The following is a 26,054-nucleotide window of genomic DNA, read 5'->3' as shown; positions in this document are numbered from 1 at the left end:
AGGCCATGACCGAACCAACCCAGACCGCCACACCGCAGGACGATAGCGCCGAAAGCCGCGCCCAGCGCTACCCGTTGCTCAGCGAGCCCCATGTCGTGCTCCACGGCACCGTCGATCACAGCATGTACGCCAATTTCCGCACCCAGCTCGCCGCCGCGCCCGAAACCGGCCCGATCGTCGTCGCCATCTCCACGCTGGGCGGCGATCCCGAAGTCGCGCGGCTGATGGGCGAAGAGCTCCGCCTGCTGCGGGAATATACCAGCCGCGAAACGCTCTTCCTCGGCAAGGTGGCGGTCTATTCGGCAGGCGCCACCTTCATGGCGAGCTTCCCGGTCGACAAGCGCTTCCTGACCCGCGGCACTCGGATCATGGTGCATGAGCGGATCCTCACTAAGACGATCAACCTCTCGGGCCCGCTCAAGTCGGTGATCGCCGGGCTCCAGGCCAATCTCCATGAGATCGAGCATTCGATACGGATCGAGGAAGAGGGCTTCCGCGCCTTGGTCAGGGGCTCGAAAATCCCCTTCGAAGACGTCCAGCAGCGCGCGCCCGCAAACTGGTATATCGAGGCGGACGAAGCCCGCGACCTCGGCCTCGTCCTCGACGTGATCTGAGCGGGCGGCGACAAAGGCCGCGCTTTGGCGTGCCTGCGGGGTTGCGCTGCGATTGCGAAAGGCATAGCTCGCCCCTCACTATCTGTGCCGCGCAAGGACTCTACCCGAATGGCCGACTTTCTCCTGCCCAAGAACAGCAAGATCAGCAAAGGCAAGGAGCACAAGGCTGATCCGAGCGCGGTCCGGGTCAAGAAGTTCAAAATCTATCGCTACGATCCCGATAGCGGCGAGAATCCGCGCTACGACCAGTTCGAGGTCGATCTCGACGAATGCGGTCCGATGGTTCTCGACGCGCTCATCAAGATCAAGGCCGAGGACGATTCCTCGCTCACCTTCCGCCGCTCGTGCCGCGAGGGCATCTGCGGCTCCTGCTCGATGAACATGGACGGTCGCAACGGCCTGGCCTGCACCACCGCGATCGAGGATATCAAGGGCGAGATTCGCATCACGCCGCTGCCGCACATGGATGTGATCAAGGACCTCGTCCCCGATTTCACCCATTTCTATGCGCAGTACAGCTCGATCAAGCCCTGGCTGCAGACGGTGACTCCGCCCCCCTCGGGCAAGGAAAGGCTGCAGACTCCGGAGGATCGCGAGAAGCTCGACGGCCTCTACGAGTGCATCCTGTGCGCCTGCTGCTCGACCGCCTGCCCGAGCTATTGGTGGAACAGCGACAAGTTCCTGGGCCCCGCGATCCTGCTTCAGGCCTATCGGTGGCTGGCGGACAGCCGCGACGAAAATACCGGCGAGCGGCTCGACGAGCTCGAGGATCCGTTCCGCCTCTATCGCTGCCACACGATCATGAACTGCGCGAACGTCTGCCCCAAGGGGCTGAACCCCGCCAAGGCGATCGCCGAGGTCAAGAAGATGGAAGCCGAGCGCACGCTTTGAGCGCATTCGCCGACGCGCATTTCCGCTACGACGACGATCCGGACCTGCCGGGCTGGAAGCGCTGGGAGATGCTCGAGGAAGGGCGGTTCAACGCCTTCATCGGCGCGCTGTCGGTCAGGCAAGAGGGCAAGGTCGCGCGCGTCCGCACGACCTTCGGCCGTCAGCACTCCAATCTGCGCGATCATATCCACGGCGGCGCGCTGACCGGCTTCATCGATATGGCGCTGTTCGCCGCCGGGCGCGGCTTCGGCGTGCTCAGCGGCCCGGCCTCGACGCTCGACCTGTCGGTCCAGTTCATCAGCGGCGGCGCGATCGATGTGCCGACCGAGGCGCATGTCGAGCTGCTGCGCGAGACCGGGCGCCTGCTCTTTCTGCGCGGCACGGTGGTGCAGGAGGACGTGATGGTCGCCAGCTTCCTCGGCACGGTGCGGAAACCGTCGATCAAGTGAGCCACGTCCTCACCCGCTACCGCGAGCTCATCGCCGCCGGCGAATTGCGCCCCGACCCCGAACAGGCCGCCGCCGCCGAACGGCTCGATCAGCTCGCCGAGCAACTCGAAGCCGTCCCCAAGAAAGGCAGCATCCTCTGGCGCGCGCTCGGCCGCCGGCCCGAGCCGCCGCGCGGCGTCTATCTGTGGGGCGGAGTCGGCCGCGGCAAATCGATGCTGATGGACTTGCTGTTCGAGCATGTCGCGATCCGCCGCAAGCGCCGCGTCCATTTCCACGAATTCATGATGGAGGTGCATCAGCGCCTCAACGTCGAGCGCCAGAAGGAGACCGAGGACCCGATCGTCGCGGTCGCCGAGGCGCTGGTCGAGGATGTCCGGCTGCTCGCGTTCGACGAGATGGTGATCAACAACCCCGCCGATGCGATGATCCTCTCGCGGCTGTTCACCGAGATGATGACGCACGGGCTCACCGTCGTCGCCACCTCGAACCGCCCGCCGCGCGACCTCTACAAGGATGGGCTCAACCGCGCGCTGTTCTTGCCCTTCATCGACCTGATCGAAGCCCGGCTCGACGTGCGCCCCCTCAACGGGCCGGTCGACTATCGGCTCGATCGGCTCGGCAGCATGCAGACCTGGCTCGTCCCCAACGGCCCCGAAGCCACCGCCGAGCTTTCCGCCGCCTTCTTCCGCCTCACCGACTATCCGGTCGAAGATCGCGCGCGTGTCCCCGCCTGCGACCTTGCCGTGCCCGGCGGCAGATCGATCCACGTCCCCAAATGCGTGAAGGGTGTCGCGGTCTTCTCGTTCAAGCGGCTGTGCGGCGAGGCGCGCGGCGCCGCGGACTATCTCGCGATCGCGCGGCGCTTCCACACGATCATCCTCGTCGGCATCCCCCGCCTGGGCCCCGACAACCGCAACGAAGCGGCGCGCTTCGTCACGCTGATCGACGCGCTCTACGAGAATCGCGTCAAGCTGCTCGCCGCCGCGGATGCCACGCCCGATGAACTATATGTCACGGGCGACGGCGCTTTCGAATTCGAGCGCACCGCATCGCGCCTCCACGAAATGGCGTCCGACGAATATCTGGCCGAGGGCCATGGCGAGCGATGACAGGGCGCACAACCCTTATTGCACTTGCGAAACAGTCGCAAAGATAATCCTGCCCGCCACGGAATCCCGGGTTGCGGCTCAGGGCGTATCGTCCTAAGCCGCCGACGCTTTTGAGGCGCGCGCTCGCTGCGCCCGCCTTGCCTGGACAGCAAGGAGATTCCATGGCTCGCAAGAAGATCGCGCTCATCGGCGCCGGCAATATCGGCGGCACGCTCGCCCATCTCGCAGCACTCAAGGGCCTCGGCGACATCGTCCTGTTCGACGTGGTCGAGGGCGTTCCCCAGGGCAAGGCGCTCGATCTCTCGCAGTGCGGCCCGGTCGAAGGCTTCGACGCGAAGATCACCGGTTCGAACGATTATGCCGACATCGCCGGCGCCGACGTCATCATCGTCACCGCCGGGGTCGCCCGCAAGCCGGGCATGAGCCGCGACGATCTGCTCGGCATCAATCTGAAGGTGATGAAGGCGGTCGGCGAAGGCATCGCCGCCAACGCGCCGGACGCTTTCGTGATCTGCATCACCAACCCGCTCGACGCGATGGTCTGGGCGCTGCGCGAATTTTCGGGGCTCCCCCACACCAAGGTCGTCGGCATGGCCGGCGTGCTGGACAGCTCGCGCTTCAGCCATTTCCTCGCCGAGGAATTCAAGGTTTCGGTCAAGGACGTCACCAGCTTCGTGCTCGGCGGCCATGGCGACACGATGGTCCCGGTGATCGAATATTCGACCGTCAGCGGCATCCCCGTCCCCGACCTCATCGAAATGGGCTTCTCGACTCAGGAGCGCATCGACGCAATCGTCCAGCGCACCCGCTCGGGCGGCGGCGAGATCGTCGGCCTGCTCAAGACCGGCTCGGCCTTCTACGCCCCCGCCACCAGCGGCATCGCGATGGCAGAGGCCTATCTCTACGACCAGAAGCGCGTCCTTCCCGCCGCGGCGCATCTCACCGGCCAGTATGGCGTGGATGACTTGTATGTCGGCGTGCCCGTGATCATCGGCGCCGGCGGCGTCGAGAAGATCGTCGAGATCAAGCTCGACGACGAAGCCAAGGCCAACCTTTCGGTCTCGGTCGACGCGGTCAAGGAACTGCTGGTGGCGTGCAAGGCGATCGATAGCTCGCTGAATTGATCGAAGAGGAATTGAACCACCCCGGCGAAGGCCGGGGCCCAGTTGCGGAGCATCTGCGATGGAAGACAAGGGCTATGTCTACATCATGGCGAGCGAGCGGAACGGAACGCTATATCTCGGCTCGGCATTCGATCTGGCAAAACGAGTCTGGGAACATCGCGAAGGCGTCGTCGAAGGGTTCACTAGGAAATACGGTTGCAAGTTGCTGGTCTGGTACGAACCGCACGGCAGCTTGGAATCGGCGCGGCAGCGCGAGCGGCAGATGAAGGAATGGAAGCGGGTCTGGAAGATCAGGGAAATCGAAGGCCTGAATCCCGAGTGGAATGATTTGTACGACGCGATCGCGCACCCCTGAGTGCATCGCAACTGGGCCCCGGCCTTCGCCGGGGTGGGATAAGGAAACGGTCAAGCCAATGAGCATCCTCGTCGACAAGAATACCAAGGTCATCACCCAGGGCATGACCGGCAAGACGGGGGAATTCCACACCCTCGCCGCGCTCGAATATGGCTCGCAGATGGTCGGCGGCGTCACCCCCGGCAAGGGCGGGACCGAGCATATCGGCCTGCCGGTGTTCGACACCGTCGAGGAAGCCGTGGCCCGCACCGGCGCGACTGCCAGCGTGATCTACGTCCCGCCCCCCTTCGCGGCGGATTCGATCCTCGAGGCGATCGACGCCGAAGTGCCGCTGATCGTCTGCATCACGGAGGGCATTCCGGTGCTCGACATGGTCAAGGTCAAGCGCGCGCTGTCGGGCAGCAAATCGCGGCTGATCGGCCCCAATTGTCCCGGCGTGCTCACCCCCGGCGAGTGCAAGATCGGCATCATGCCCGGCAGCATCTTCTCCAAGGGTTCGGTCGGCGTCGTCTCGCGCTCGGGCACGCTCACTTATGAGGCGGTGTTCCAGACCACGAATGCCGGCCTCGGCCAGACCACCGCGGTCGGCATCGGCGGCGATCCGGTCAACGGCACCAATTTCATCGACGTGCTCGAACTGTTCCTCGCCGACGACGCCACCCAGTCGATCATCATGATCGGTGAGATCGGCGGCGACGCCGAGGAGCAGGCGGCGCAGTTCCTGATGGACGAAGCCAAGCGCGGCCGCTCGAAGCCGATGGCGGGCTTCATCGCCGGCCGCACCGCGCCTCCGGGCCGTCGCATGGGCCATGCCGGGGCGATCGTATCGGGCGGCAAGGGCGATGCCGAGAGCAAGATCGCGGCGATGGAAGCCGCCGGGATCAAGGTCGCGGCCAGCCCCTCCGAGCTCGGCTCGACGCTGGTCGAACGCCTCAAGGGCTGATTTGCAACGATTGCGCTCTATATTGGGGTATATGTGAGCGCTACCATGAACGGAACTGACCATGGGCTATGAGGGCCTCGACTTCGACGACATCGCCGGCGGCGTGAGCCCCGCCTTCGTCGAAACGCTGTACCGCCGCTTCAAGGCGGACCCCGACAGCATCGAACCCGGCTGGCGCCAGTGGTTCGAGGGGCTGGAAAATGGCGCGCAGGGCCCGAGCTGGGCCAATCCGCGCTGGCCGCTGACCGAGACCGATGCGCTCACCGCGGCGCTCGATCCTACCCAGATGGAGCCCGCCGCCAAGCCCGCCAAGGCGGCTCCCGCCGCCGCCCCGGCCCCTGCCCCCGCGCCTTCGCAGGATGCGATCGCCAAGGCGGCCGGCGATTCGATCCGCGCGATGCTGCTGATCCGCACCTATCGGGTGCGCGGCCACCTTGCCGCCAATCTCGATCCGCTGGGGCTCGCCCGCCAGCATCTGCCCGAGGATCTCAAGACCGAATATCACGGCTTCACCGACGATCAGATCGATACGCCGATCTATCTTGGCGGCGTGCTCGGCCTGCAATGGGCTACCGTGCGCGAGATCGTCGACATATTGCGCGCCAATTATTGCGGGCCGGTCGGCCTCGAATATATGCACATCGCCGATGTCGAGGAGCGCCGCTTCCTCCAGGAGCGGATGGAAGGCAAGGACAAGGCGATCACCTTCACGCCCGACGGCAAGAAGGCGATCCTCTCCAAGGTGATCCAGGCCGAGCAGTGGGAGAAGTTCCTCGGCCGCAAATATGTCGGCACCAAGCGCTTCGGCCTCGACGGCGGCGAAGCGATGATTCCGGCGATGGAATCGATCATCAAATATGGCGGCGCGATGGGCGTGCGCGAGATCGTCTACGGCATGGCGCATCGCGGCCGGCTCAACATGCTCGCCAACGTGATGTCGAAGCCGTTCCGGGTGATCTTCCACGAATTCGGCGGCGGCTCGGCCAACCCCGAGGATGTCGGCGGTTCGGGCGACGTCAAATATCATCTCGGCACCAGCACCGATCGCGAGTTCGACGGCGTCAGCGTCCATATGTCGCTGGTCGCGAACCCCTCGCATCTCGAAGCCGTCGACCCGGTCGTCCTGGGCAAGGTCCGCGCGCTGCAGACGGTGCGCGCCGATCTTGGCGAGCATGATCAGGTCCTGCCCGTCCTGATCCACGGCGACGCCGCGATGGCGGGCCAGGGCATCGTCTGGGAGTGCCTCGGCTTCTCGGGCATCCGCGGCTATAATACCGGCGGCTGCATCCATTTCGTCATCAACAACCAGATCGGCTTCACGACGAGCCCGCAATTCGCGCGTTCCTCGCCTTATCCGAGCGACGTGGCGAAGGGCGTGATGGCGCCGATCCTCCACGTCAACGGCGACGATCCCGAAGCGGTCACCTTCGCCTGCAAGATCGCGATCGAATATCGCCAGAAGTTCAAGCGCGACGTCGTCATCGACATGTGGTGCTATCGCCGCTTCGGCCATAACGAAGGCGACGAGCCGAGCTTCACCCAGCCGCTGATGTACGCGAAGATCAAGCAGCATCCGCCGGTGAGCGAAGTCTATGCCAAGCGGCTCGCGGCCGAAGGCGTGGTCGATCAGGGCTTCATCGACCAGCAGGTCCACCAGTTCACGACCCTGCTCGAAGGCGAGTTCGAGGCGGGCAAATCCTATCTGCCCAACCGCGCCGATTGGTTCGCGGGCCGCTGGTCGGGCCTCGGCGCGCCCGTCGATGCCGAAAATGCGCGGCGCAGCGTCGATACCGGCATCGAGAAGAAATTGTTCGACAGCCTCGGCCGCACGCTGACCGAGGTTCCCGAGGGCGTCGAGATCCACAAGACGCTCGGCCGCGTGCTCGAGGCGAAGCGCGAGATGTTCCGATCGGGCGCCAATTTCGATTGGGCCACCGGCGAGGCGCTGGCGTTCGGCTCGCTGCTTTCCGAAGGCTTCGGGGTTCGTCTCTCGGGCCAGGATTCGGGTCGTGGCACCTTCAGCCAGCGCCATGCGGTCTGGGTCGATCAGAAGACCGAGTCCAAATATGTGCCGCTGCAGACGATCCCGCACGGCAATTTCGAAGTGCTCGATTCGCCGCTCTCCGAATATGGCGTGCTCGGCTTCGAATATGGCTATGCCTCGGCCGATCCGCGCACCCTGGTGCTGTGGGAGGCGCAGTTCGGCGATTTCGCCAACGGTGCGCAGATCATGATCGATCAGTTCATCGCCAGCGGCGAAGCCAAATGGCTGCGCGCCAACGGCCTCGTGATGCTGCTGCCGCACGGCTATGAAGGCCAGGGCCCCGAGCATAGTTCGGCGCGCCCCGAGCGCTTCCTCCAGCTCTGCGCGCAGGACAATATGCAGGTGGTCAACATCACGACCCCGGCCAATTATTTCCACCTGCTGCGCCGCCAGATGCACCGCAATTTCCGCAAGCCGCTGGTGCAGATGACCCCCAAGTCGCTCCTGCGCCACAAGCTGGCGGTCTCGAGCGCCGAGGAATTCCAGGGCAATACGCATTTCATGCGCATCCTCTCGGACCCCTCGGCGCCGGCAGACGCCGACGTGAAGCGCGTCGTGCTCTGCTCGGGCAAGGTCGCCTATGATCTGATCGAGGCGCGCGATGCCGCGGGCGATCGCAACACCGCGATCATCCGCATCGAGCAGCTCTATCCCTTCCCCGGCGAGCCGCTCACCGCGCGTCTCAAGCGCATGCCCAAACTCGAGGAAGTGGTCTGGGCGCAGGAAGAACCGAAGAATAACGGCTATTGGAGCTTCGTCGAACCGTTCGTCGAATGCGCGATGGTCGATGCCGGCATCGCCCCGAAGCGTCCGCGCTATGCCGGCCGCGCCGCCGCCGCTTCGCCCGCCACCGGGCTGATGAAGCGCCACCAGATGGAACAGGCCGCGCTCGTCGCCGACGCGCTCGGCCATAGTGTCCGCGAAGAAATCCGCCGTACCCGGAAGGCCTGACATGACCGAAGTAAAAGTACCCGTATTGGGCGAATCGATCACCGAAGCGACGCTGGGCGAGTGGCTCAAGAATCCCGGTGACCCGGTGCAGGCCGACGAGCCCATTGCCAGCCTCGAGACCGACAAGGTCTCGGTCGAGGTTCCCTCGCCGGTCGCCGGCGTGATGGGCGATCAGTTGGTCAAGGTCGGCGACACCGTCCAGGTCGGCGGCGTGATCGCGAACATCGGCGAGGGCGGTGCCGCCGCCGCCGCGCCTGCTGCGTCGCCGGCTCCGGCGCCAGAAGCGGCACCCGCCGTCGCCCCCGAAGCCGCTCCCGTCGAAAAGCGCGACGCAGACGCCGCCGCCGCGCTTTCGCCGTCGGTCCGCCGCGCCGTGCTCGAACATGGCGTCGATCCTTCCACGGTGCAGGGCACCGGCCGCGACGGCCGCCTGACCAAGGACGATGTCGTCGCCGCCGCAAGCAGCAAGCCGGCGGCCGCTGCGCCCGCGCCCACCGCTACGCCTGCCCCCGCTCCGGCCGCCGCCCCCGGCGAGCGCCGCGAAGAGCGCGTCCGCATGACCCGCCTGCGCCAGACCGTCGCCAAGCGGCTCAAGGAAGCGCAGAACACCGCCGCGATCCTCACCACCTTCAACGATGTCGACATGACCGAAGTCATGGCTGCGCGCGCGAAGTATAAGGACCTGTTCGAGAAGAAGCATGGCGTCCGGCTCGGCTTCATGGGCTTCTTCGTGAAGGCCGCGGTCCAGGCGCTGCGCGACATCCCGTCGGTCAACGCCTCGATCGAGGGCGAGGAGATCGTCTATCGCGACTATGCCGACATCTCGGTCGCGGTCAGCGCGCCCCAGGGCCTCGTCGTCCCCGTGATCCGCGATGCGCAGGACCTGTCGGTCGCCGGCATCGAAAAGACGATCGGCGACTTCGGCAAGCGCGCCAAGGACGGCACGCTCAAGATGGAAGAGATGAAGGGCGGCACCTTTACCATCTCCAACGGCGGCGTGTTCGGTTCGCTGATGTCGACTCCGATCATCAACCCGCCGCAGAGCGCGGTCCTGGGCCTCCACCGCATTGAGGACCGCGCCGTGGTCCGCGACGGCCAGATCGTCATCCGCCCGATGATGTATCTCGCGCTCAGCTACGACCACCGCCTGATCGACGGCCGCGAAGCCGTGACGTTCCTGGTGGCGCTGAAAAATGCTATCGAGGACCCGACGAGGCTGCTGATCGACCTGTGAGGGGCGGAAGATGGACTGGCGCGAGCATATCGAGGTCAACCCCGACATCATGGGCGGAAAGCCCGTGATCAAGGGCACCCGTATCACCGTCGAGATCATTCTCGATTGGCTCGCCGCCGGCTGGTCCGAAGCCGAATTGTTCGAGAACTATCCGCGTCTGACACCCGACAATCTCAAAGCCGTGTTCGCAATGTCGCGCGAAATTGTCGGGCGGCAGCATTATGATCTGGTGCCGCGGGCTGCCTGAGAGTGCGTTTTCTGATCGACGAGAATGTGCCCTTGCTGGTGGCAACGGCACTCAGGTCGCTTGGCCATTACTGTTTCGTCGTAGCGGAGTCCAGTCCGAGCGCGCTCGAGCCGGACATCATGGCGCAAGCGCGCCGCGAGGACCGGGTGCTGGTGACGTTCGATAGCGACTTCAGCCGCCAGATCTTCGGAGCGCTAAGTCCGCCGCCCTTGGGCGTCGTTTATATGCGCAGTCGTCCGGAACATGCCCGGATCGTCGCTGAATCTTTCCTCGATCTGTTCCGCGAGGGGCTGATCGATCCTATGTCGCACTTTATCACTATCGAAACGGGAGGCATCGTCCGCTCGATGCCGCTGGAGCACCAACAACATGGCTGACTATGATTTCGACGTCCTGATCATCGGCTCCGGCCCCGGCGGCTATGTCGCCGCGATCCGCGCCGCGCAGCTCGGGCTGCGCACCGCATGCGTCGAAAGCCGCGAGACGCTGGGCGGGACCTGCCTCAATGTCGGCTGCATCCCCTCCAAGACGCTACTCAACGCCTCGGAGAAATTCCACGAGGCGGCCTCGGGCTCGCTCGCCAAGCATGGCGTCAAGCTCGGCTCGGTCGAGCTCGATCTGCCGGCGATGATGGCCGACAAGGCCAAGGCCGTCAGCGGCCTCACCGGCGGCATCGAATTCCTGTTCAAGAAGAACAAGATCGAGTGGATCAAGGGCCTCGGCAGCTTCGTCGATGCCCATACCGTGCAGGTTGGTGAGCGCACCGTAACCGCCAAGGACATCGTCATCGCCACCGGCTCGTCGGTAACCCCGCTCCCCGGCGTAGAGATCGACCAGAAAGTGGTCGTCGACTCCACCGGCGCGATCGCACTGGAGAAGGTCCCCGCCCATATGGTCGTGATCGGCGGCGGCGTGATCGGCCTCGAGCTGGGCTCGGTCTGGATGCGGCTGGGCGCCAAGGTCACCGTCGTCGAATATCTCGATCAATTGCTCCCCGGCATGGACGGCGAAGTCCGTAAGGAAGCCGCCAAGATCTTCAAGAAGCAGGGCATGGAGCTCAAGCTCAGCACCAAGGTCACCGGGGTTACGGTCAACGGCGACAAGGCGACCGTCACCGTCGAGCCCGCCGCCGGCGGCGCCGGCGAGACGATCGAAGCCGATGCCGTGCTCGTTTCGATCGGGCGCCGTCCCAATACCGAAGGCCTCGGCCTCGACAAGATCGGCCTCGCCACCAACCAGCGCGGCCAGATCGAGACCGACCACAGCTTCCGCACCGCGGTCGCCGGCGTCTGGGCGATCGGCGACGTCATCCCCGGCCCGATGCTCGCGCACAAGGCCGAGGATGAAGGCATTGCCGTCGCCGAGAATATCGCCGGCCTCACCGGCATCGTGAACCACGATGTCATCCCGAGCGTGGTCTACACCCACCCCGAAATCGCCGGCGTCGGCCTGACCGAGGAGCAGGCGCGCGAGAAGGGCGAGGTGAAGGTCGGCAAATTTCCGATGGCGGGCAACAGCCGCGCCAAGGCGATCGACGACACCACCGGCTGGGTGAAGGTCATCGCCGACGCCAAGACCGATCGCGTGCTCGGCGCTTGGATCATCACCGCGCCTGCCGGCACGATGATCGCCCAGGTCGCCCAGGCGATGGAATTCGGCGCGACGTCCGAAGACATCGCCTACACCTGCCATGCGCATCCCACGCACAGCGAAGCGATCAAGGAAGCGGCGATGGCCGTGCTGGGTAAGCCGATCCACGTCTGAGCTACGTTGGTCACCCCCGCGAAAGCGGGGGCCCGTCTCCTTCGGCCGCGCATCTCACGGCAGCTTCAGCACAAATCTTGTGAGGGAGATGGGTCCCCGCTTTCGCGGGGATGACGGTTTCAAGCGGCGCGCCGTCCCAGCCGCGCCAGCGCCACGGTCAGCGCAGTCGATACGGCTCCCGCCAGCCACAACGCATCCCAACCCCAGCGCAACTGGCTCGCGGCGCCGAACACCACCCCCGCGGCAAAGCCCAGCCACAAGGCCAGATACGGCACCCAATCCCAGCGATCGGCATCGCCCATCAGCGCGTTGCCCAGTTTCTGCCCCATCCGCACCAGCGATCCGGTCATATAGGTCAGCCCGATCGAGACTTCGCCGTCGCGGTTGAACACGCCATTCTCGACACCCATCGCCGATGCCAGAAGCAGCAACACGATCGGTCCGGGCGCCACCGCCGCAACGATCGCGGCGAGGAACAGCAGCAGCGTCACCACCGTCATCACGGCCGCGGGATAGCGCCGGCCCGCCATGCGCGCGACGACACTCGCCAGGATCACTCCGCTGACGAAGCTAAGGATCAGCGCGCCCGCGGTCATCGCCACGCCGCCATTGCCCGTGCCGAGCCCGACGCCGAGCCGGGTGGTATTGCCGCTCATGAACGAAGCGAAGAAGCCGCCCAGGCTGGTGAAGGCCAGCGCGTCGACAAAGCCCGCCAGCCCGGCGAGGCAGACGGCGATCACGATCATCGGCGGTTCGGTGCGGTGCATGCGCCCCTAATGCCGCAGGCCAGCCGCGCTCGCCACCCCATGTTTGACCTGACCGCCTGGACGAGGGAGAGAGGGCAATGCCCATCCCCGCCACAGCCCAGATCGGCACCTTCCTGCCCTGGCTCGATCTCTTCGGCATCGCCGTGTTCGCGGCGACCGGCGCGCTTTCCGCCACTCGACGCTCGCAGACCTTCGTCACCGCCGCTTTCTTCGCGCTGATCACCGGGGTGGGCGGCGGCACGGTTCGCGATCTGCTGATCGGAGCGCCGGTCTTCTGGGTCCAGGGTTCGGCGGTAGGGGCGATCTGCCTCTTCGTCGCCGCTGCTATCTGGCTCACGCCCCAGCGCTGGTGGAGCGACGCGACCTTCGCCTGGCTCGACGCGCTCGGCCTCGCCGCTTATGCCGCGTTCGGCGCGGCCAAGGCGATGAACTTTGGCATCCCGCCCGTGCCCGCCGCGATCATGGGCGTGGTCACTGCCTGTGTCGGGGGAATCATCCGCGACGTGCTCGCCAACGAGCCGTCGATCCTGATGCGCCCAGAGCTCTATGTCACCGCAGCCGCGCTCGCATCGTCGGTCTATGTCGGGCTGAGCCTCGCGGGACTCGCGCCGCTACCCGCGGGGCTGCTCGCCGCCAGCGCCGGCTTCGGGTTGCGCGCCGCGGCGATCGTCTGGAAGCTGGGGCTGCCCGCCTATCGCGGGGGGCGCTGAAGCCTCAGTCGAGCAGCCATTCTATCGCCTGGGCCCGGTTCTCGAAGATGCCGATATCTTCGCGCGCCTCGCGCAGGCGCTGGACCTGCAGCCGGGTCAGCGCCGAAGGCGTGACGAACGCCACCTTGCGCGCCCACATCGTACGCACCGTCGGGTTGGTGAAGGTTCGCTGCAGCGCCTCCACGGTCGCCGCTGGCGCCACCTGGATCTCGCTCACGTCATAGAGTGTGACATGCTTGCCGACATCGTCGCCCAGCGTGCGGATCGCGGCGCGGACCTCTTCGCCCGTCCATGCCACGTCCTCGGGTGACAGGAAGCCCGTGAGTCGGACGTCGACCAGCTTCCTCGCCCTGTCCACATTGATGGTCTGCAATGCTCACGCTCCACGGCCGCTTGCCGGAAGGTAAAACGCCCGGCGCGAAAGGAGTTCCCGCACGCTAGACGCGCACGACTCCTACATCGCTGAACTTCCGCGGTTCGACCGGCGGCACCCGCGGCTCGTTGAGCTGGCATTGCCAGATGCCGACGTCGATCCACTGGCCATGCTTGTAGCCGACTTCGCGGTAGACCCCCGCCCGGCGGAAGCCGACCGATTCGTGCACGCGGATCGACGCCTCGTTGGGAAGCGCGATCCGGCCGACCGCATGGACGAAGCCCTGCTCGCGCAACGTGTCGATCAACGCCTCGTACAGCAGCCGCCCCATGCCCGAACGCTGCGCGACATCGGCCATGTAGATCGTCGTCTCGACCACATAGCGATAGGCCGGCCGCTCGCGGAACTGGGTGGCATAGGCATAGCCGATCACCCCGCCGCCGCCCTCGGCGCTATGCTCGCCATTGGTGGCGACAAGCCAGGGATAGAGCCCTTCGCTCGCCGCCATGCGCGAACGCATCATCCGCGTGTCGGGCGGCTCGATCTCGAACGACGCGGTGCCGCTCAGCACGTGCGGCGCATAGATCGCCGCGATCGCCGCCGCGTCTGCGGCGGCAGCGCCCCGGATCGCGATCACAGCCCCAGCCTCGCGAGCAGCAGGTCGAACAGGCTCTGGTCCCCGGTCCGCGCCACCGCCGGCCCCAGACCCATGCATTCGAGGCAGCGCGCCTGCACCGATCCACCGCTGGCGAGCCGCCGCGCATCACCCAGCGCCTGCGCCACCAGCGCCCGCTGCTCCATCGCGATGCGGCCATAGAGATCGGCGCCCGCGGGCTGATCGGCCCACTCCTCCTCGTCGTCGCCACCGGCAAAGCCGTTGAGGAAGCTCACCCAGGCGCCGGGTTCCTTTTCCAGATAGAGCGGATGCACCTTCGCCGGATCGAGCTTCGCCCGCCGCGCCGCCTCGTCGATCGCCGCCTGCAGCCCGCCGAAGCGATCGACCAGCTTGAGCTGGTGCGCCACGCCGCCGATCCAGACCCGGCCCTGGCCGATCTCGTCCACCCGCTGGGGAGTCAGCTTGCGCGATGTCGCCACCAGATTGACGAAACGCATATAGCCGCTCTCGATCGCCGATTGCAGGATGCGGTCGGTCACCGGGTTGATCCCGCCCAAAACGTCGGGCTGGCCCGAGAGCGGCGTTGTCTGCACCCCGTCGGTGGTGACGCCGATCTTGGCCAGGCTGTTCTCGAACGAAGGCAGCACGCCGAAAATGCCGATCGATCCCGTGATCGTGTTGGGCTCGGCGAAGATCGTGTCGCCCGCGGTCGCCACCCAATAGCCGCCACTCGCGGCCAGGCTGCCCATCGAGACGACCACCGGCAGGCCCTGTGCCTTTGCCTGCAGCACCGCCTGGCGGATCTGCTCGGACGCCATCGCCGATCCGCCCGGCGAATCGATCCGTACCACCAGCGCCTTGAGCTTGTTCCGGGCGAGGCCCTTCAGCAGCAACCCGCTCACCGTATCGCCGGCCGCCGATCCCGCCCCGGCCTTGCCGTCGACGATCTCGCCCGCGACGGTGATCACCCCGATCTCATCGCCGCCGGTCGGCAACGGGTGCGCCGCGATCCAGTCGGCCAGCTTGATCGCCTTGAACGTGCCAGCCGGCCTGCCGCCCGGCGCGCCGGCAATCTCGGCGACTCGCTTGCCGAACGCGAGCCGATCGCCGACCTTGTCGACCAGCCCGTAGCGAAGGTTCGACGCCGCGATATCGCCCTGTGCCGCTGCGATCACTTCGTCGGGCTTGGTCAGATAATCGGCGATCCGCGCCTTGGGCCGTGCCTTCGCGACGGCCTGGCGCCATTGCTCGAAGATCGCGCCATACAGCGCTTGGCTCGCCTCGCGCGCCTCGGGCGACATGTCCGCGCGCATATAGGGCTCGACCGCCGACTTGAACTTGCCGACCTTGTAGATGTGCGCATTGACGCCGAGCTTGTCGAGCAAGCCCTTATAATAGATTTGCGTGCCACCCGGCCCGGCGAACAGCGTGCCGCCCTGTGGATTGACCCAGACTTCGCTGGCATTGGCGGCGAGCGCATAACTGTCGTCGGTATAGCCGGTGGCATAAGCCAGCACGGGCTTGCCACTTGCCCGCACCCGGCCGACGGCCTCCGCCACTTCGCTGATCGCGGCGGGATAGCCCCCCATGAAGCGATCGAGATCGAGCACCACCGCCTTCACCCGCGCATCGCTCCGCGCCGTGTCGAGCGAGCGCACCACGTCGCGCAGCCGATGCTGACGCAGCGCGCGGCTGCCGCTCAGCTCGGCGAACGGATCGGCATCCTCGGGCTGCTCCGCCAGCGTGCCGTCCAGCGCCACCACCAGCGCGCCGTCATGCACTGCCGCGGCGTTGGGCTTGTAGGAAAGCACTGCAAACAAGGCCGCGAAGAACAGCAGCATGAAGACCAGGACCAGAAAATCCTTGATCCCGACGAGTAATTTCCAGGCGCCCCGAACCAGCTTCAACTGCCTGCTCCATCCAATTGCGCGCCCCTGCTACCGGATCGGCCCCGGCGAGTAAACGCTGTGCTAGGAAACCAATACAGTAGCGAAACATCTTTGCGCTTGCCCGTTGACGAATCTGCCCGGGCTGCGCATATCCGGGTCGTTAGCACTCGATCAGATTGAGTGCTAAGACCATTCAACCATAAGAGGATCCACCGCAATGAACTTTCGTCCGTTGCATGACCGCGTGCTCGTCCGCCGTGTCGAGGCCGAGGAAAAGACCGCAGGCGGGATCATCATCCCCGACACCGCCAAGGAAAAGCCGCAGGAAGGCGAAGTCGTCGCCATCGGCACCGGCACCCGCGCCGAGAACGGCACGATCACCCCGCTCGACGTAAAGGCCGGCGACAAGATCCTGTTCGGCAAGTGGTCGGGCACCGAGGTCAAGGTCGATGGTGAGGATCTGCTCATCATGAAGGAATCCGACATCCTTGGGATCGTTGGCTGAGCAATTTTCGACCCCGTGCGCGCAACTTATATGCGCGATTCGCGGGAAAAGTGAGAAGCTAAGGCGTAATCGCCTGCAATTGGAAAGGGTAGCCCAACATGGCAGCCAAAGACGTAAAGTTCAGCCGCGACGCGCGTGAGCGCATTCTGCGCGGCGTCGACATCCTCGCCGACGCGGTCAAGGTGACCCTGGGGCCCAAGGGCCGCAACGTCGTCATCGACAAGAGCTTCGGCGCTCCCCGCATCACCAAGGACGGCGTCACCGTCGCCAAGGAAATCGAGCTCAAGGACAAGTTCGAGAATATGGGTGCGCAGATGCTGCGCGAAGTGGCCTCGAAGACCAACGACGTCGCCGGCGACGGCACCACCACCGCGACCGTCCTGGCGCAGGCCATCGTTCGCGAGGGCATGAAGTCGGTCGCGGCCGGCATGAACCCGATGGACCTCAAGCGCGGCATCGATCTCGCCGTTATCAAGGTCGTCGAGGATCTCAAGGCACGTTCCAAGCCCGTCTCGGGCACCAAGGAAATCGCCCAGGTCGGCATCATCTCGGCAAACGGCGATACCGTCGTCGGTGAGAAGATCGCCGAAGCGATGGAGCGCGTCGGCAAGGAAGGCGTGATCACCGTCGAGGAAGCCAAGGGTCTCGATTTCGAGCTCGACGTCGTCGAAGGCATGCAGTTCGATCGCGGCTATCTCTCGCCTTACTTCATCACGAACCCCGAGAAGATGTCGGTCGAGCTCGCCGATCCGTACATCCTGATCCACGAGAAGAAGCTGTCGAACCTGCAGGCGATGCTTCCGATCCTGGAAACCGTCGTCCAGTCGGGCCGTCCGCTGCTGATCATCGCCGAGGACATCGAGGGTGAGGCTCTCGCCACGCTCGTCGTCAACAAGCTGCGCGGCGGCCTCAAGGTCGCAGCCGTCAAGGCGCCCGGCTTCGGCGATCGTCGCAAGGCGATGCTCGAAGACATCGCCGTCCTCACCAAGGGCGAAGTCGTCTCCGAGGATCTCGGCATCAAGCTCGAGAGCGTCACGCTCGCGATGCTCGGCACCGCCAAGCGCGTCACGATCGACAAGGACAACACCACCATCGTCGATGGCGCCGGTGAAGCCGATTCGATCAAGGGCCGCGTCGAGGCGATCCGTCAGCAGATCGAGAACACCACCAGCGACTATGACAAGGAGAAGCTCCAGGAGCGTCTTGCCAAGCTCGCCGGCGGCGTTGCCGTGATCAAGGTCGGCGGTTCGACCGAAGTCGAGGTCAAGGAGCGCAAGGATCGCGTCGACGACGCGCTTCATGCAACCCGCGCAGCAGTCGAAGAGGGCATCGTCCCCGGCGGCGGCACCGCGCTCCTCTACGCCACCAAGGCGCTCGAGGGCATGAAGGGTGCGAATGACGATCAGACCCGCGGCATCGATATCATCCGCAAGGCGCTCTACGCGCCGGTCCGCCAGATCGCGTCCAACGCCGGTCATGACGGTGCGGTGATCTCGGGCAAGCTGCTCGACGGTGCCGATCAGAACCAGGGCTTCAACGCCCAGACCGACGTCTACGAGAATCTCGTCGAAGCCGGCGTGATCGATCCGACCAAGGTCGTCCGCACCGCGCTGCAGGACGCAGCCTCGGTCTCGGGCCTGCTCATCACCACCGAAGCGGCGGTGAGCGAGCTTCCCGAAGACAAGCCGGCAATGCCCATGGGCGGCGGCGGCATGGGCGGCATGGGCGGTATGGATTTCTAAGTAGAAATCTCTTCGTCACAATGAGATGAAAGGGTCAGGAGGAAGCTCCTGGCCCTTTTTCGTGAAACGGGCTGGTGGCGCTGAAGGAGAGGATAGTCCCATGCCGATCAAGCGCGGAACTGGCGGAAACGACACACTGTACGGCGGCGGGCCCGATACCCTTATCGGTGGCCAGGGCGAAGACACCTATATTGTCTACACCAACGACGATCGCGTAGTGGAGGAGGAAGTCGGCGGCGGCGGGCTTGCGGACACGGTCTACACCTTCGGCTCGTACGATCTCGGCGCCCGCAATTCGGTCAACACGCTCTCCGCCGCGGTGCATGCGAGCACCGATCCGCTGGTGTTGATCGGCAACGAGCTCACCCAGACGATCATCGGCAATTACGGCAACAACACGATCCGCAGCAACGGCGGCCGCGACATACTGATCGGGCTCGCAGGCGACGACATCTATGTCTCGAAGGGCGGCGGCGATAATATCATCGAACAGACGGGCCACGGCAATGACATCGTCTATGCCGATGGGAATGCTACTATCGTACTTGCGGCTGGATCGGCAGTCGAAACGATCAGCGCACTCGAGCATGTTAGCACGTATGAGCAGAGCCTGATCGGCAACGAGCTCAACCAGCTCATCATCGGCAATATGGGCACCAACACGCTGATCGGCTTCGGGGGCGACGACACGCTGATCGGCCTGGGCGGCGCCGACACCTATCGCGTGATGAACGGCCGCGAGGTGGTGATCGAAGCGGGCGGTGGCGGGACCGACACCATCCTGACCGATGTCAGCTACGCCCTCGTCGCCGGCAACGCGATCGAGCTTCTTGTCAGCTTCAACGAAGGTAGCGCCGACCCGCTCAACCTGATGGGTAACGAGTTCAACCAGCGTATCAGCGGCACGTTCGGCAACAACATCCTGAACGGCGGCGGCGGCGGGGCCGACACGCTGGTCGGACTTACCGGCGATGACATCTACCGTGTTTACAGCGTGAATGACGTCGTGATCGAATATGGCGAAAGCGGCAACGACTCCATCTACACGAGCGCAAGCTACACGCTGGGCGCCGGCAATTCGATCGAGACGCTTTCGACCGCCGAGCACGGCGCGACCACCGCGATCAACCTCGCCGGCAACAACCTCGCCAACCGGCTGATCGGCAATTACGGCGACAACGTCCTCGACGGCGGCGCCGGCAACGATACGCTGACCGGGCTCGTCGGCGCGGACAGCTTCCGCTTCTCCTCGCCGCTCGGCGCCGGCGTCGATACGATCACCGATTTCGGGAACGGCGCCGATGTGATCGTGCTCGATTCGGCGATTTTCGCGGGCCTGGCCGGCGGGACGCTCGCGCCCGGCGCGATCGCCTATGGCGCTGCGGCGGCGGATGCCGACGATCGCATCGTATACAACGCCGCAAACGGCGCGCTGCTGTTCGACGCCGACGGCAATGGCGCGGGCGCCGCCGTCCAGTTCGCCCAGCTCTCGGCCGGGATTGCGCAGTCGGCGATCCAGGTTCGCGTCGAATCGGGCTACACCGCCACGGTGACGGGGGCACAGGGCGCGGAGGGCAATGCCGGCACCACGCCGCTCGCCTTCACCGTTACGCTCGATCGCGCCGCCAGCACCGACATACTGCTCAATTTCACCACACTGACCACCGGCACCGCCGCGAGCGACGACTTTGCCGCGGCCACCGGCACGGTTTCCATCGCCGCGGGCCAGCGAACCGGCACCTTCAACGTCGCGATGAACGGCGACGCATTCTACGAATTCGCCGAGACCGTGCAGGTCCAGGTCAGCGGTGCGCAGCTTCAGACGCCCGCTACGGGCACCGGTACCATCCTCAACGATGATGGCACGCTCTATCTCAACATCGGTGGGACCGTCCTGATCGGGAGCGCGACCGGCCCCGGCACGCCGCTCGAATCGACCTATCCGGGCGTGACGACGGTCTACTTTGCGCAACGAAGCTTCAGCGAACCCTATAACGGGGCACAGACGCTCGTCTTCGGCCCCAATAGCGGGTCGGCAAGCCAGCCGGAAGTCCGAGTGAATCCAAACGAGCCATACCTTGCCGGCGCGCTTGATTTCTCGCAGCTTGGCATCGGCGTGCGGATGGTATCCGGCTCGGATGTAGTGACGGCGGACGGGCATCTGCTCGCTCGATACGCACCCGCCACCGCATCCGGCGTTCCGTGGACGACAGTGACCGGTACGTCGTTCGATGACCATATCGACCGGAGGGGCGATTCGAACTACGCCGGTATCGTCGTTGGCTCTTTGGTGACGGTAAACGGCGGCGCCGGGAACGACACGATTCTCGGTGCGGGTGTAGCGCACGGGGGAGCAGGCAACGATCGATTGGTCGCCGGGCTTGGCAGCAGGCTGTATGGCGATGCCGGCGCGGACATCTTCGTGCTGCCCACCTTCGTGCGCACGCCCTTCACCAATCCGCGGATCACGCCCAACTTTGTCATGGACTTCGATCCCACGATCGACCGGATCGAGCTGGTGCTGAACCGGATTCCGACCGATCTCGCTCCCGGAGCGCTTGCGCCATCAGCATTTTCGGAGGGCGCTACGCCGGCTTCGTCGTCGACGCGGATCTATTATGATCCGGCCACCGGCAATCTCTCGTACAACGATCCTGTCAACGGTCCATTCGGGACGCCGGCGCTGTTTGCGACGCTGCCGACCGGGCTCCATTTGACCGCGGACAACTTCACTCTGGTCGCGGTCTGATGCGGTGCGGGGGAGCCATCCCGGCGCTCCCCGCCGTGTTAGCCCGCTAACACATTCCGCTTCCCTTTTCCGCCGGCGCGCGACACATTGGCGGCCCAAATCACGCGCTGACCGCCTGCCGGCGCCTCTTCGGGGGACCCTACAATGACCGAACTCTCCCGCCGCCAGGCGCTCGCTGCCGCCGCGCTCACCACGCTCGCCACGGCCATGCCCGCCTGGGCACAGGATCCCGCCGCTGCTGCCGGCGTGGCCGCCTGGGACCTCACCGAAATCTACCCCACCGATGCCGCCTGGGACGAGGCCCGCAAAGCTGCGCTCGCGGCGATCCCAGCACTAGCCAAATATAAGGGCCGCCTCGGCAGCAGCGCCGACACGCTCGCCGAAGCGCTGGTGCTCCAGTCCGATCTCGTGAAGACCGTCTCGCGCGTTTATGTCTATGTCGCGCTCAAGGGCGACGAGGATGTGCGCGTCGCCAACTATCAGGAAAAGCAGGCCCAGGCCTCGGACCTCTACACTGCCTTGAGCGAAGCGACCGCCTGGTTCGCGCCCGAGATCCTGACGATCGGCAAGGCCAAGATCGACGGCTATGTCGCCGCCAACAAGACGCTGAAAACCCGCTTCGACTTCTACCTCGTCGACACCGTCCGCCAGGCCGAGCACACCCTCTCGCCCGAGAGCGAGGCGATCCTTGCCAGCGCCGGCTCGCCGCTCAGCGGTCCCAGCGAGATCAGCGGGCAGCTGCGCTCGTCGGACATTCCCTGGCCGACGATCACCCTCTCCGACGGCAAGCAGGTCCGGCTCGACAGTCAGGGCTATACGCTCCACCGCGACGCCCCCAACCGCGCCGATCGCAAGGCGGTGTTCGACGCCTTCTGGACCGCGCACGGCAAGTTCCAGAACAGCTTCGGCGCGACCTACAATGCCAAGGTCAAGAGCGACATCTTCTACGCCAAGTCGCGCAAATATCCCACTTCGCTCGCCCGCGCGCTATCGGGCAACAACGTCCCCGAAGCAGTCTATCGCACGCTGGTGGCGGAGGCGAACAAGGGGCTGCCGGAGCTCCACCGCTATTTCGAGCTGCGACGGCGGATGCTCAAGCTGCCCGACATCGCCTATTACGACATCTATCCGCCGCTCGTGTCGCTGGACCGCACCTTCACGCTCGATCAGATGCGCACGCTGACGCTGGAGGCGGTGAAGCCGCTCGGCCCCGATTATCAGAGCCGCCTCGCCAAGGCCTCCGCAGCGAAGTGGATGGATCCGTGGCCGCGCCCGGGCAAGCGCCCCGGCGCCTATATGCAGCCCGGCGCCTACGACGTGCACCCCTATCTGCTGCTCAACCTGTCCGAGAAATATGACGGGCTCAGCACCTACGCCCATGAATGGGGCCATGCCCTCCACTCGCTGATCGCCAACGCGTCGCAGCCCTATGAGAAGGCCGATTACCCGATCTTCCTCGCCGAGATCGCCTCGACGATCAACGAGCAGCTCCTCGTCGCGCACATGCTCAAGCAGGCAAAATCGAAGGAGGAGAAGCTCTTCTACCTCGGCCAGCAGATGGAGAATTTCCGCGGCACCTTCTACCGCCAGACGATGTTCGCCGAGTTCGAGCTCAAGGCGCACGACATGGCGGAGGCCGGCGAAGGCCTGTCGGGCAAGAAGTTCACCGACGTCTATTTCGACCTTCTCAGGCGCTATCACGGGCCGAAGATGGGCCTCGATCCGGCCTACGGGAACGAATGGGCCTTCATCCCGCATTTCTACAACAGCTTCTACGTCTACCAATATGCCACCTGCATCGCCGCCGCGACCTACTTCGCCCAGCAGATCCTGAAGGGCGGTGCCAGGGAGCGCGACAATTTCCTGTCGGTGATGCAGGCCGGGGGCTCCGACTATCCGGTCGAGATTCTCAAGCGCGCCGGGCTCGATATGACCACGCCAGCCCCCTATCAGGCGCTGGTCGCGACGATGAAGGATACGCTCGATCAGGCCGAGGCACTGCTGGCATGATCAGCCGGCTGGCCCCGCAAGCAGCGCGGCCAGCCAGCCATTCACCAGTGCGTCGATGACCAGATGGATGCGGTCGCTCTCCCCCCGGTTCGCGGCGCTGTGGGTCTCGGACAGGCGCAGATACCATGCCTCGCCAGGCGCCATCGCCACTGGCGTGCCGTCGAGGATGAATTCGACGCCCGGATTGCTGACGATCGGGACGCGGATCCGGGCCAGGCCGCATTCGGCCTCGAGATCGAAGTCGCTATGCGGCTTGATCGACGCGCCGGGTGCCAGCCGCATCAGCCGCACGCAGCGCAACGGGCATTCGAACGCAGCCACCGCCGCGGCGATGGCGGGAAGCTCGCTCAGCAACGGCGCATCCTCGAACTCGGTCGCAGCCGGGTCCGGCGCGATCATCAGGATCGGATGGATCGCCCCGCGCTTGGCCCGCAACGGCAGGGCACTCCACTCGCCCTCATAATGTTGCGGCACGAAATGCGGCGTCCATTCGCGCCCGGCCAGCCGTGCAAGATCCGCCCTGAGCGGCGCCGGGTCAAAGGCGATCGGCAGCCGCACGCGATCGGCGATGCGTACTTCAATTGGCTGTCTGACGCTTGCGATGCCGGGTCCCCCGCAGCGGTCGGGCGAGCCTATCGGATCACGGCGTCATTGCAAATGCAGCCGTCTGCATGAGCCTCGACGCGTTCCGTACCGCGGTAATGGCGGACCCCGATGCCCAGCATGCGCTCGCCGCCATCGTCGATCCCGCCTCGTTCGTCGAACAGGCCAGGCTATGGGCCACGGCGAACGGGATCGCCCTATCAAGCGCCGCACTGGAGGCCGCCACCCGGCCCGATCCGGCCGGGATCGACCGCTTCGCACCCGCGCCCGTCCAGTCGCACGAATGGCCCGGCGAGGGATGGCTTCCGGTGGCGGTCGTGCAGCATGGCGCGCCTGGCGTGGACTGGCAGCATTTCGCGGGCGAACCACTTACCCAATCCTTCTTCGAGGATTCGCGGCGCCGCATCGCCGCCCGGCCGTTCAACCGGATGTTCCGTTATCACACGCCTTGGCCGGATTTCCTCCGCGGCGCGCCCGCCGCGCCGCCTGCGCCGGACGGGCTGATCTTCCACATGTCGCGCTGCGGATCGACGCTCGTGGCGCAGATGCTCGCAGCCATCCCGGAGCATCGCGTCCTGTCCGAAGCCGCACCCATCGATACGATCCTGCAGCTCCCCGACATCGATTCCGGAACCCGCATTGCAGCGCTGCGCGCTATGGTCGCGGCCTATAGCCGCGGCGCACCGCGCTGTTTCATCAAGCTCGACAGCTGGCACAGCCGCGCACTGCCGCTGCTGCGCCGCGCCTTTCCCGCCACGCCTTGGCTGTTCCTATACCGCGAGCCCGTCGAGGTGATGGCTTCGCAGATGCGCCAGCGCGGCATGCAGACCGTGCCCGGCATGGTCCCTTTTCCGTTTCTCGGCCTGTCGCCCGACGATGCAGCCCTGCCGGCCGAGACGTTCATCGCCCGCGTGCTGGAGCGCAGCTGCCAGGCAGCGATCGATCATCGGCATCTCGGGGGCGGCCTGTTGGTCAATTATAGCCAGCTGCCCGACGCCCTGTTCGCCGACATTCTCCCGCATTTCGCCATGGTCCCGACAGCGCCCGAGAGGAAGGCAATGCAAGCCGCGTCCCGCCGCGACGCAAAGGCTGCGCATGAGGCGTTCAGCCCCGATGGGGAAACGAAGAAGCGCGAAGCTTCGCCCGAGGTCCGCGATGCGGCAGCCCGCTATCTCGCGCCCGTACATGATCGCCTGGAGGCGCTCCGCACGATCAGCGGTTGAGCGCCTCGACCACTTTCTTGACGTCCTGGCTTCGCCCGCGCGGCATCACCAAGATATCGTCGCCCGAGGCGACGACGATCAGATCGCGTACCCCGACCAGCGCCACGCGCTTGCCGGCATCGGCGCGCACCAGGCAATGGCTCGTGTCGAGCAGAGTGACGTCGCCGCGCGCGACATTGCCGTCGTCATCGCGGTCGCTGATCAGGTGCAACGCATCCCAGCTGCCGACATCGTTCCAGCCCATCGATACCGGCACCACGGCAACACGCGGCGCCTTCTCCATCACGGCATAGTCGATCGAGTCCGATGGGCAGGCAGCGAAGGCGTCCGCGTCGGGCCAGATCCGGGTGCCTTCGCGCCGCGCCAGCTCCATCGCACGCTGTGCCGCGACCAGCATGTCGGGCGCATAGACGCTGAGCGCGCCCAGATACATGTCGGCGCGGAACAGGAAGATGCCGCCGTTCCAGGCATGATCGCCCGATTCGAGCATCGCCGCCGCCTTGTCGCGCGGGGGCTTCTCGACGAATCGCTCGACGCGGTGGATCCCCGCGGCCAGGCTTTCGCCCACCTTGATCCAGCCATAGCCGGTCTCGGGGGCATCCGGCGCGATGCCGAAGGTGATCAGCCAGCCCTCCTCGACCAGCGGCATCGCCGCGTGGATCGCGGCATGGAATGCCTCGACATCGGCGATGACATGGTCGGAGGGCATCACCAGCAGCGGCTCGCTGCCGCCACCGGCCGCGATCGCCGCTACCGCGATCGCCGGCGCGGTGTTGCGCCCGATCGGCTCGAGGATCAGCGCTTGTGCCGATGCGCCCACCGTCGCGAGTTGCTCGTCGACCAGATCGGCGTGAAAGGCGTTGGCGACCACGATCGGGCTGGCGAAGCGCTCGCCGGCCGCGCGACGCGCGGTGAGCTGGAGCATCGTCTCATCGGCGGTCAGCGCCAGCAGCTGTTTGGGCATTTCCGGACGCGACATCGGCCACAAGCGCGTACCCGACCCTCCCGACAGGATAACGGGAATGATCGGCTTCGTTGTCGGCATGAAGAATCGCTCCCTGTTCGCTCGAATATAGGTGTTCGCCCCGCGCATTAAACGGTGCGCAGCCGGAACGGTTTCGGCTCCTTCCGCCAAATTTTCG

General features: G+C 65.5%; 24 protein-coding genes. 18 read left to right on the top strand and 6 right to left on the bottom strand.

The window, feature by feature from the left end; translation table 11 throughout:
• Nucleotides 1-5: 5 nt before the first annotated feature.
• The 12 genes from OKW87_RS14405 (at nucleotide 6) to lpdA (ending at nucleotide 11,725) form a co-directional block, all read left to right on the top strand.
• Entirely contained in the window at nucleotides 6-614 is a 609-nt protein-coding gene (locus OKW87_RS14405) for a ClpP family protease (protein WP_265540555.1), read from the top strand.
• Between the two features lie 108 nt (nucleotides 615-722).
• The gene (locus OKW87_RS14400) at nucleotides 723-1,505 is read left to right on the top strand and encodes a succinate dehydrogenase iron-sulfur subunit (protein ID WP_265540554.1); all 783 of its coding nucleotides are present in this window, start codon (nucleotides 723-725) and stop codon (nucleotides 1,503-1,505) included.
• The gene (locus tag OKW87_RS14395) at nucleotides 1,502-1,954 is read left to right on the top strand and encodes a PaaI family thioesterase (RefSeq protein ID WP_265540552.1); all 453 of its coding nucleotides are present in this window, start codon (nucleotides 1,502-1,504) and stop codon (nucleotides 1,952-1,954) included. Before OKW87_RS14400 ends, OKW87_RS14395 begins: the two co-directional genes overlap by 4 nt.
• Nucleotides 1,951-3,063, top strand: coding sequence for a cell division protein ZapE (gene zapE / locus OKW87_RS14390; protein ID WP_265540550.1), 1,113 nt, complete (start codon nucleotides 1,951-1,953; stop codon nucleotides 3,061-3,063). The genes OKW87_RS14395 and zapE overlap by 4 nt, the downstream gene beginning before the upstream one ends.
• A gap of 161 nt (nucleotides 3,064-3,224) precedes the next feature.
• A complete protein-coding gene (mdh, locus tag OKW87_RS14385; RefSeq protein WP_265540549.1) occupies nucleotides 3,225-4,187 on the top strand; it encodes a malate dehydrogenase in 963 nt (320 codons plus the stop codon).
• A gap of 58 nt (nucleotides 4,188-4,245) precedes the next feature.
• Nucleotides 4,246-4,542, top strand: a complete 297-nt coding sequence (locus OKW87_RS14380) for a GIY-YIG nuclease family protein (protein WP_265540548.1) — start codon at nucleotides 4,246-4,248, stop codon at nucleotides 4,540-4,542.
• Nucleotides 4,543-4,600: 58 nt separating this feature from the next.
• Complete coding sequence (gene sucD, locus OKW87_RS14375) at nucleotides 4,601-5,485, top strand: succinate--CoA ligase subunit alpha (protein WP_265540547.1); 885 nt, start codon at nucleotides 4,601-4,603, stop codon at nucleotides 5,483-5,485.
• Between the two features lie 61 nt (nucleotides 5,486-5,546).
• Nucleotides 5,547-8,480 carry a 2-oxoglutarate dehydrogenase E1 component gene (locus OKW87_RS14370; RefSeq protein ID WP_265540546.1) on the top strand — a complete coding sequence of 978 codons (2,934 nt, stop codon included), beginning with the start codon at nucleotides 5,547-5,549 and terminating at the stop codon, nucleotides 8,478-8,480.
• Nucleotide 8,481: 1 nt separating this feature from the next.
• A complete protein-coding gene (gene odhB / locus OKW87_RS14365) occupies nucleotides 8,482-9,714 on the top strand; it encodes a 2-oxoglutarate dehydrogenase complex dihydrolipoyllysine-residue succinyltransferase (RefSeq protein WP_265540544.1) in 1,233 nt (410 codons plus the stop codon).
• A gap of 10 nt (nucleotides 9,715-9,724) precedes the next feature.
• A complete protein-coding gene (locus OKW87_RS14360) occupies nucleotides 9,725-9,961 on the top strand; it encodes a DUF433 domain-containing protein (RefSeq protein ID WP_265540542.1) in 237 nt (78 codons plus the stop codon).
• 2 nt (nucleotides 9,962-9,963) lie between these two features.
• On the top strand, nucleotides 9,964-10,338 hold the full coding sequence (locus OKW87_RS14355) for a DUF5615 family PIN-like protein (RefSeq protein WP_265540539.1): 375 nt from the start codon (nucleotides 9,964-9,966) through the stop codon (nucleotides 10,336-10,338).
• Entirely contained in the window at nucleotides 10,331-11,725 is a 1,395-nt protein-coding gene (gene lpdA / locus OKW87_RS14350; protein WP_265540537.1) for a dihydrolipoyl dehydrogenase, read from the top strand. Before OKW87_RS14355 ends, lpdA begins: the two co-directional genes overlap by 8 nt.
• A gap of 119 nt (nucleotides 11,726-11,844) precedes the next feature.
• Here lpdA and OKW87_RS14345 read toward each other — a convergent pair whose 3' ends face one another.
• Nucleotides 11,845-12,492: a YoaK family protein gene (locus tag OKW87_RS14345; protein ID WP_265540535.1), complete on the bottom strand. Its 648-nt coding sequence runs from the start codon at nucleotides 12,490-12,492 to the stop codon at nucleotides 11,845-11,847.
• Between the two features lie 77 nt (nucleotides 12,493-12,569).
• Here OKW87_RS14345 and OKW87_RS14340 point away from each other — a divergent pair, with 77 nt between their 5' ends.
• Complete coding sequence (locus tag OKW87_RS14340; protein WP_265540534.1) at nucleotides 12,570-13,202, top strand: trimeric intracellular cation channel family protein; 633 nt, start codon at nucleotides 12,570-12,572, stop codon at nucleotides 13,200-13,202.
• A gap of 4 nt (nucleotides 13,203-13,206) precedes the next feature.
• On the opposite strand, the gene OKW87_RS14335 is transcribed toward OKW87_RS14340, so the two are convergent.
• From OKW87_RS14335 to sppA, 3 genes are all read right to left on the bottom strand, one after another.
• Nucleotides 13,207-13,575 (bottom strand): hypothetical protein, encoded by a 369-nt coding sequence (locus tag OKW87_RS14335; protein WP_265540531.1) that lies wholly within the window; start codon nucleotides 13,573-13,575, stop codon nucleotides 13,207-13,209.
• 64 nt (nucleotides 13,576-13,639) lie between these two features.
• Nucleotides 13,640-14,212 (bottom strand): GNAT family N-acetyltransferase, encoded by a 573-nt coding sequence (locus OKW87_RS14330; protein WP_265540529.1) that lies wholly within the window; start codon nucleotides 14,210-14,212, stop codon nucleotides 13,640-13,642.
• A complete protein-coding gene (gene sppA, locus OKW87_RS14325) occupies nucleotides 14,209-16,098 on the bottom strand; it encodes a signal peptide peptidase SppA (RefSeq protein ID WP_265540527.1) in 1,890 nt (629 codons plus the stop codon). The genes OKW87_RS14330 and sppA overlap by 4 nt, the downstream gene beginning before the upstream one ends.
• Nucleotides 16,099-16,297: 199 nt before the next feature.
• On the opposite strand from sppA, the gene groES reads away from it, so the two are divergent.
• The 4 genes from groES to pepF all read left to right on the top strand — a co-directional run bounded on the left by groES (nucleotide 16,298) and on the right by pepF (nucleotide 23,086).
• On the top strand, nucleotides 16,298-16,585 hold the full coding sequence (groES, locus tag OKW87_RS14320; RefSeq protein ID WP_265540525.1) for a co-chaperone GroES: 288 nt from the start codon (nucleotides 16,298-16,300) through the stop codon (nucleotides 16,583-16,585).
• A gap of 98 nt (nucleotides 16,586-16,683) precedes the next feature.
• A complete protein-coding gene (gene groL / locus OKW87_RS14315; protein ID WP_265540523.1) occupies nucleotides 16,684-18,327 on the top strand; it encodes a chaperonin GroEL in 1,644 nt (547 codons plus the stop codon).
• 100 nt (nucleotides 18,328-18,427) lie between these two features.
• Nucleotides 18,428-21,076, top strand: a complete 2,649-nt coding sequence (locus OKW87_RS14310; protein WP_265540521.1) for a beta strand repeat-containing protein — start codon at nucleotides 18,428-18,430, stop codon at nucleotides 21,074-21,076.
• A gap of 144 nt (nucleotides 21,077-21,220) precedes the next feature.
• Complete coding sequence (gene pepF, locus OKW87_RS14305; RefSeq protein WP_265540519.1) at nucleotides 21,221-23,086, top strand: oligoendopeptidase F; 1,866 nt, start codon at nucleotides 21,221-21,223, stop codon at nucleotides 23,084-23,086.
• On the opposite strand, the gene OKW87_RS14300 is transcribed toward pepF, so the two are convergent.
• A complete protein-coding gene (locus tag OKW87_RS14300; protein WP_265540517.1) occupies nucleotides 23,087-23,644 on the bottom strand; it encodes an aspartyl/asparaginyl beta-hydroxylase domain-containing protein in 558 nt (185 codons plus the stop codon).
• 113 nt (nucleotides 23,645-23,757) lie between these two features.
• On the opposite strand from OKW87_RS14300, the gene OKW87_RS14295 reads away from it, so the two are divergent.
• A complete protein-coding gene (locus tag OKW87_RS14295) occupies nucleotides 23,758-24,912 on the top strand; it encodes a hypothetical protein (RefSeq protein ID WP_265540515.1) in 1,155 nt (384 codons plus the stop codon).
• Here the strand turns inward: OKW87_RS14295 and OKW87_RS14290 are convergent.
• Nucleotides 24,902-25,957: a mannose-1-phosphate guanylyltransferase/mannose-6-phosphate isomerase gene (locus tag OKW87_RS14290; RefSeq protein ID WP_265540513.1), complete on the bottom strand. Its 1,056-nt coding sequence runs from the start codon at nucleotides 25,955-25,957 to the stop codon at nucleotides 24,902-24,904. The two genes, OKW87_RS14295 and OKW87_RS14290, sit on opposite strands and share 11 nt — an antisense overlap.
• Between the last annotated feature and the right edge of the window lie 97 nt (nucleotides 25,958-26,054).

Source organism: Sphingomonas sp. M1-B02 (genome assembly GCF_026167525.1).
Lineage (GTDB): Bacteria > Pseudomonadota > Alphaproteobacteria > Sphingomonadales > Sphingomonadaceae > Sphingomonas.
The sequence above is the reverse complement of the archived record's forward strand: the minus strand, read 5'-3'. Positions and strand labels throughout refer to the sequence as shown.

Bases quoted from the DNA above. Each gene is read 5' to 3' on its own strand.
- OKW87_RS14405 (WP_265540555.1), top strand. From the start codon at position 6: ATGACCGAACCAACCCAGACCGCCACACCGCAGGACGATAGCGCCGAA.
- OKW87_RS14400 (WP_265540554.1), top strand. From the start codon at position 723: ATGGCCGACTTTCTCCTGCCCAAGAACAGCAAGATCAGCAAAGGCAAG.
- mdh (WP_265540549.1), top strand. From the start codon at position 3,225: ATGGCTCGCAAGAAGATCGCGCTCATCGGCGCCGGCAATATCGGCGGC.
- OKW87_RS14380 (WP_265540548.1), top strand. From the start codon at position 4,246: ATGGAAGACAAGGGCTATGTCTACATCATGGCGAGCGAGCGGAACGGA.
- sucD (WP_265540547.1), top strand. From the start codon at position 4,601: ATGAGCATCCTCGTCGACAAGAATACCAAGGTCATCACCCAGGGCATG.
- OKW87_RS14370 (WP_265540546.1), top strand. From the start codon at position 5,547: ATGGGCTATGAGGGCCTCGACTTCGACGACATCGCCGGCGGCGTGAGC.
- odhB (WP_265540544.1), top strand. From the start codon at position 8,482: ATGACCGAAGTAAAAGTACCCGTATTGGGCGAATCGATCACCGAAGCG.
- OKW87_RS14360 (WP_265540542.1), top strand. From the start codon at position 9,725: ATGGACTGGCGCGAGCATATCGAGGTCAACCCCGACATCATGGGCGGA.
- lpdA (WP_265540537.1), top strand. From the start codon at position 10,331: ATGGCTGACTATGATTTCGACGTCCTGATCATCGGCTCCGGCCCCGGC.
- OKW87_RS14345 (WP_265540535.1), bottom strand. From the start codon at position 12,492: ATGCACCGCACCGAACCGCCGATGATCGTGATCGCCGTCTGCCTCGCC.
- OKW87_RS14340 (WP_265540534.1), top strand. From the start codon at position 12,570: ATGCCCATCCCCGCCACAGCCCAGATCGGCACCTTCCTGCCCTGGCTC.
- groES (WP_265540525.1), top strand. From the start codon at position 16,298: ATGAACTTTCGTCCGTTGCATGACCGCGTGCTCGTCCGCCGTGTCGAG.
- groL (WP_265540523.1), top strand. From the start codon at position 16,684: ATGGCAGCCAAAGACGTAAAGTTCAGCCGCGACGCGCGTGAGCGCATT.
- OKW87_RS14310 (WP_265540521.1), top strand. From the start codon at position 18,428: ATGCCGATCAAGCGCGGAACTGGCGGAAACGACACACTGTACGGCGGC.
- pepF (WP_265540519.1), top strand. From the start codon at position 21,221: ATGACCGAACTCTCCCGCCGCCAGGCGCTCGCTGCCGCCGCGCTCACC.
- OKW87_RS14295 (WP_265540515.1), top strand. From the start codon at position 23,758: ATGAGCCTCGACGCGTTCCGTACCGCGGTAATGGCGGACCCCGATGCC.
- OKW87_RS14290 (WP_265540513.1), bottom strand. From the start codon at position 25,957: ATGCCGACAACGAAGCCGATCATTCCCGTTATCCTGTCGGGAGGGTCG.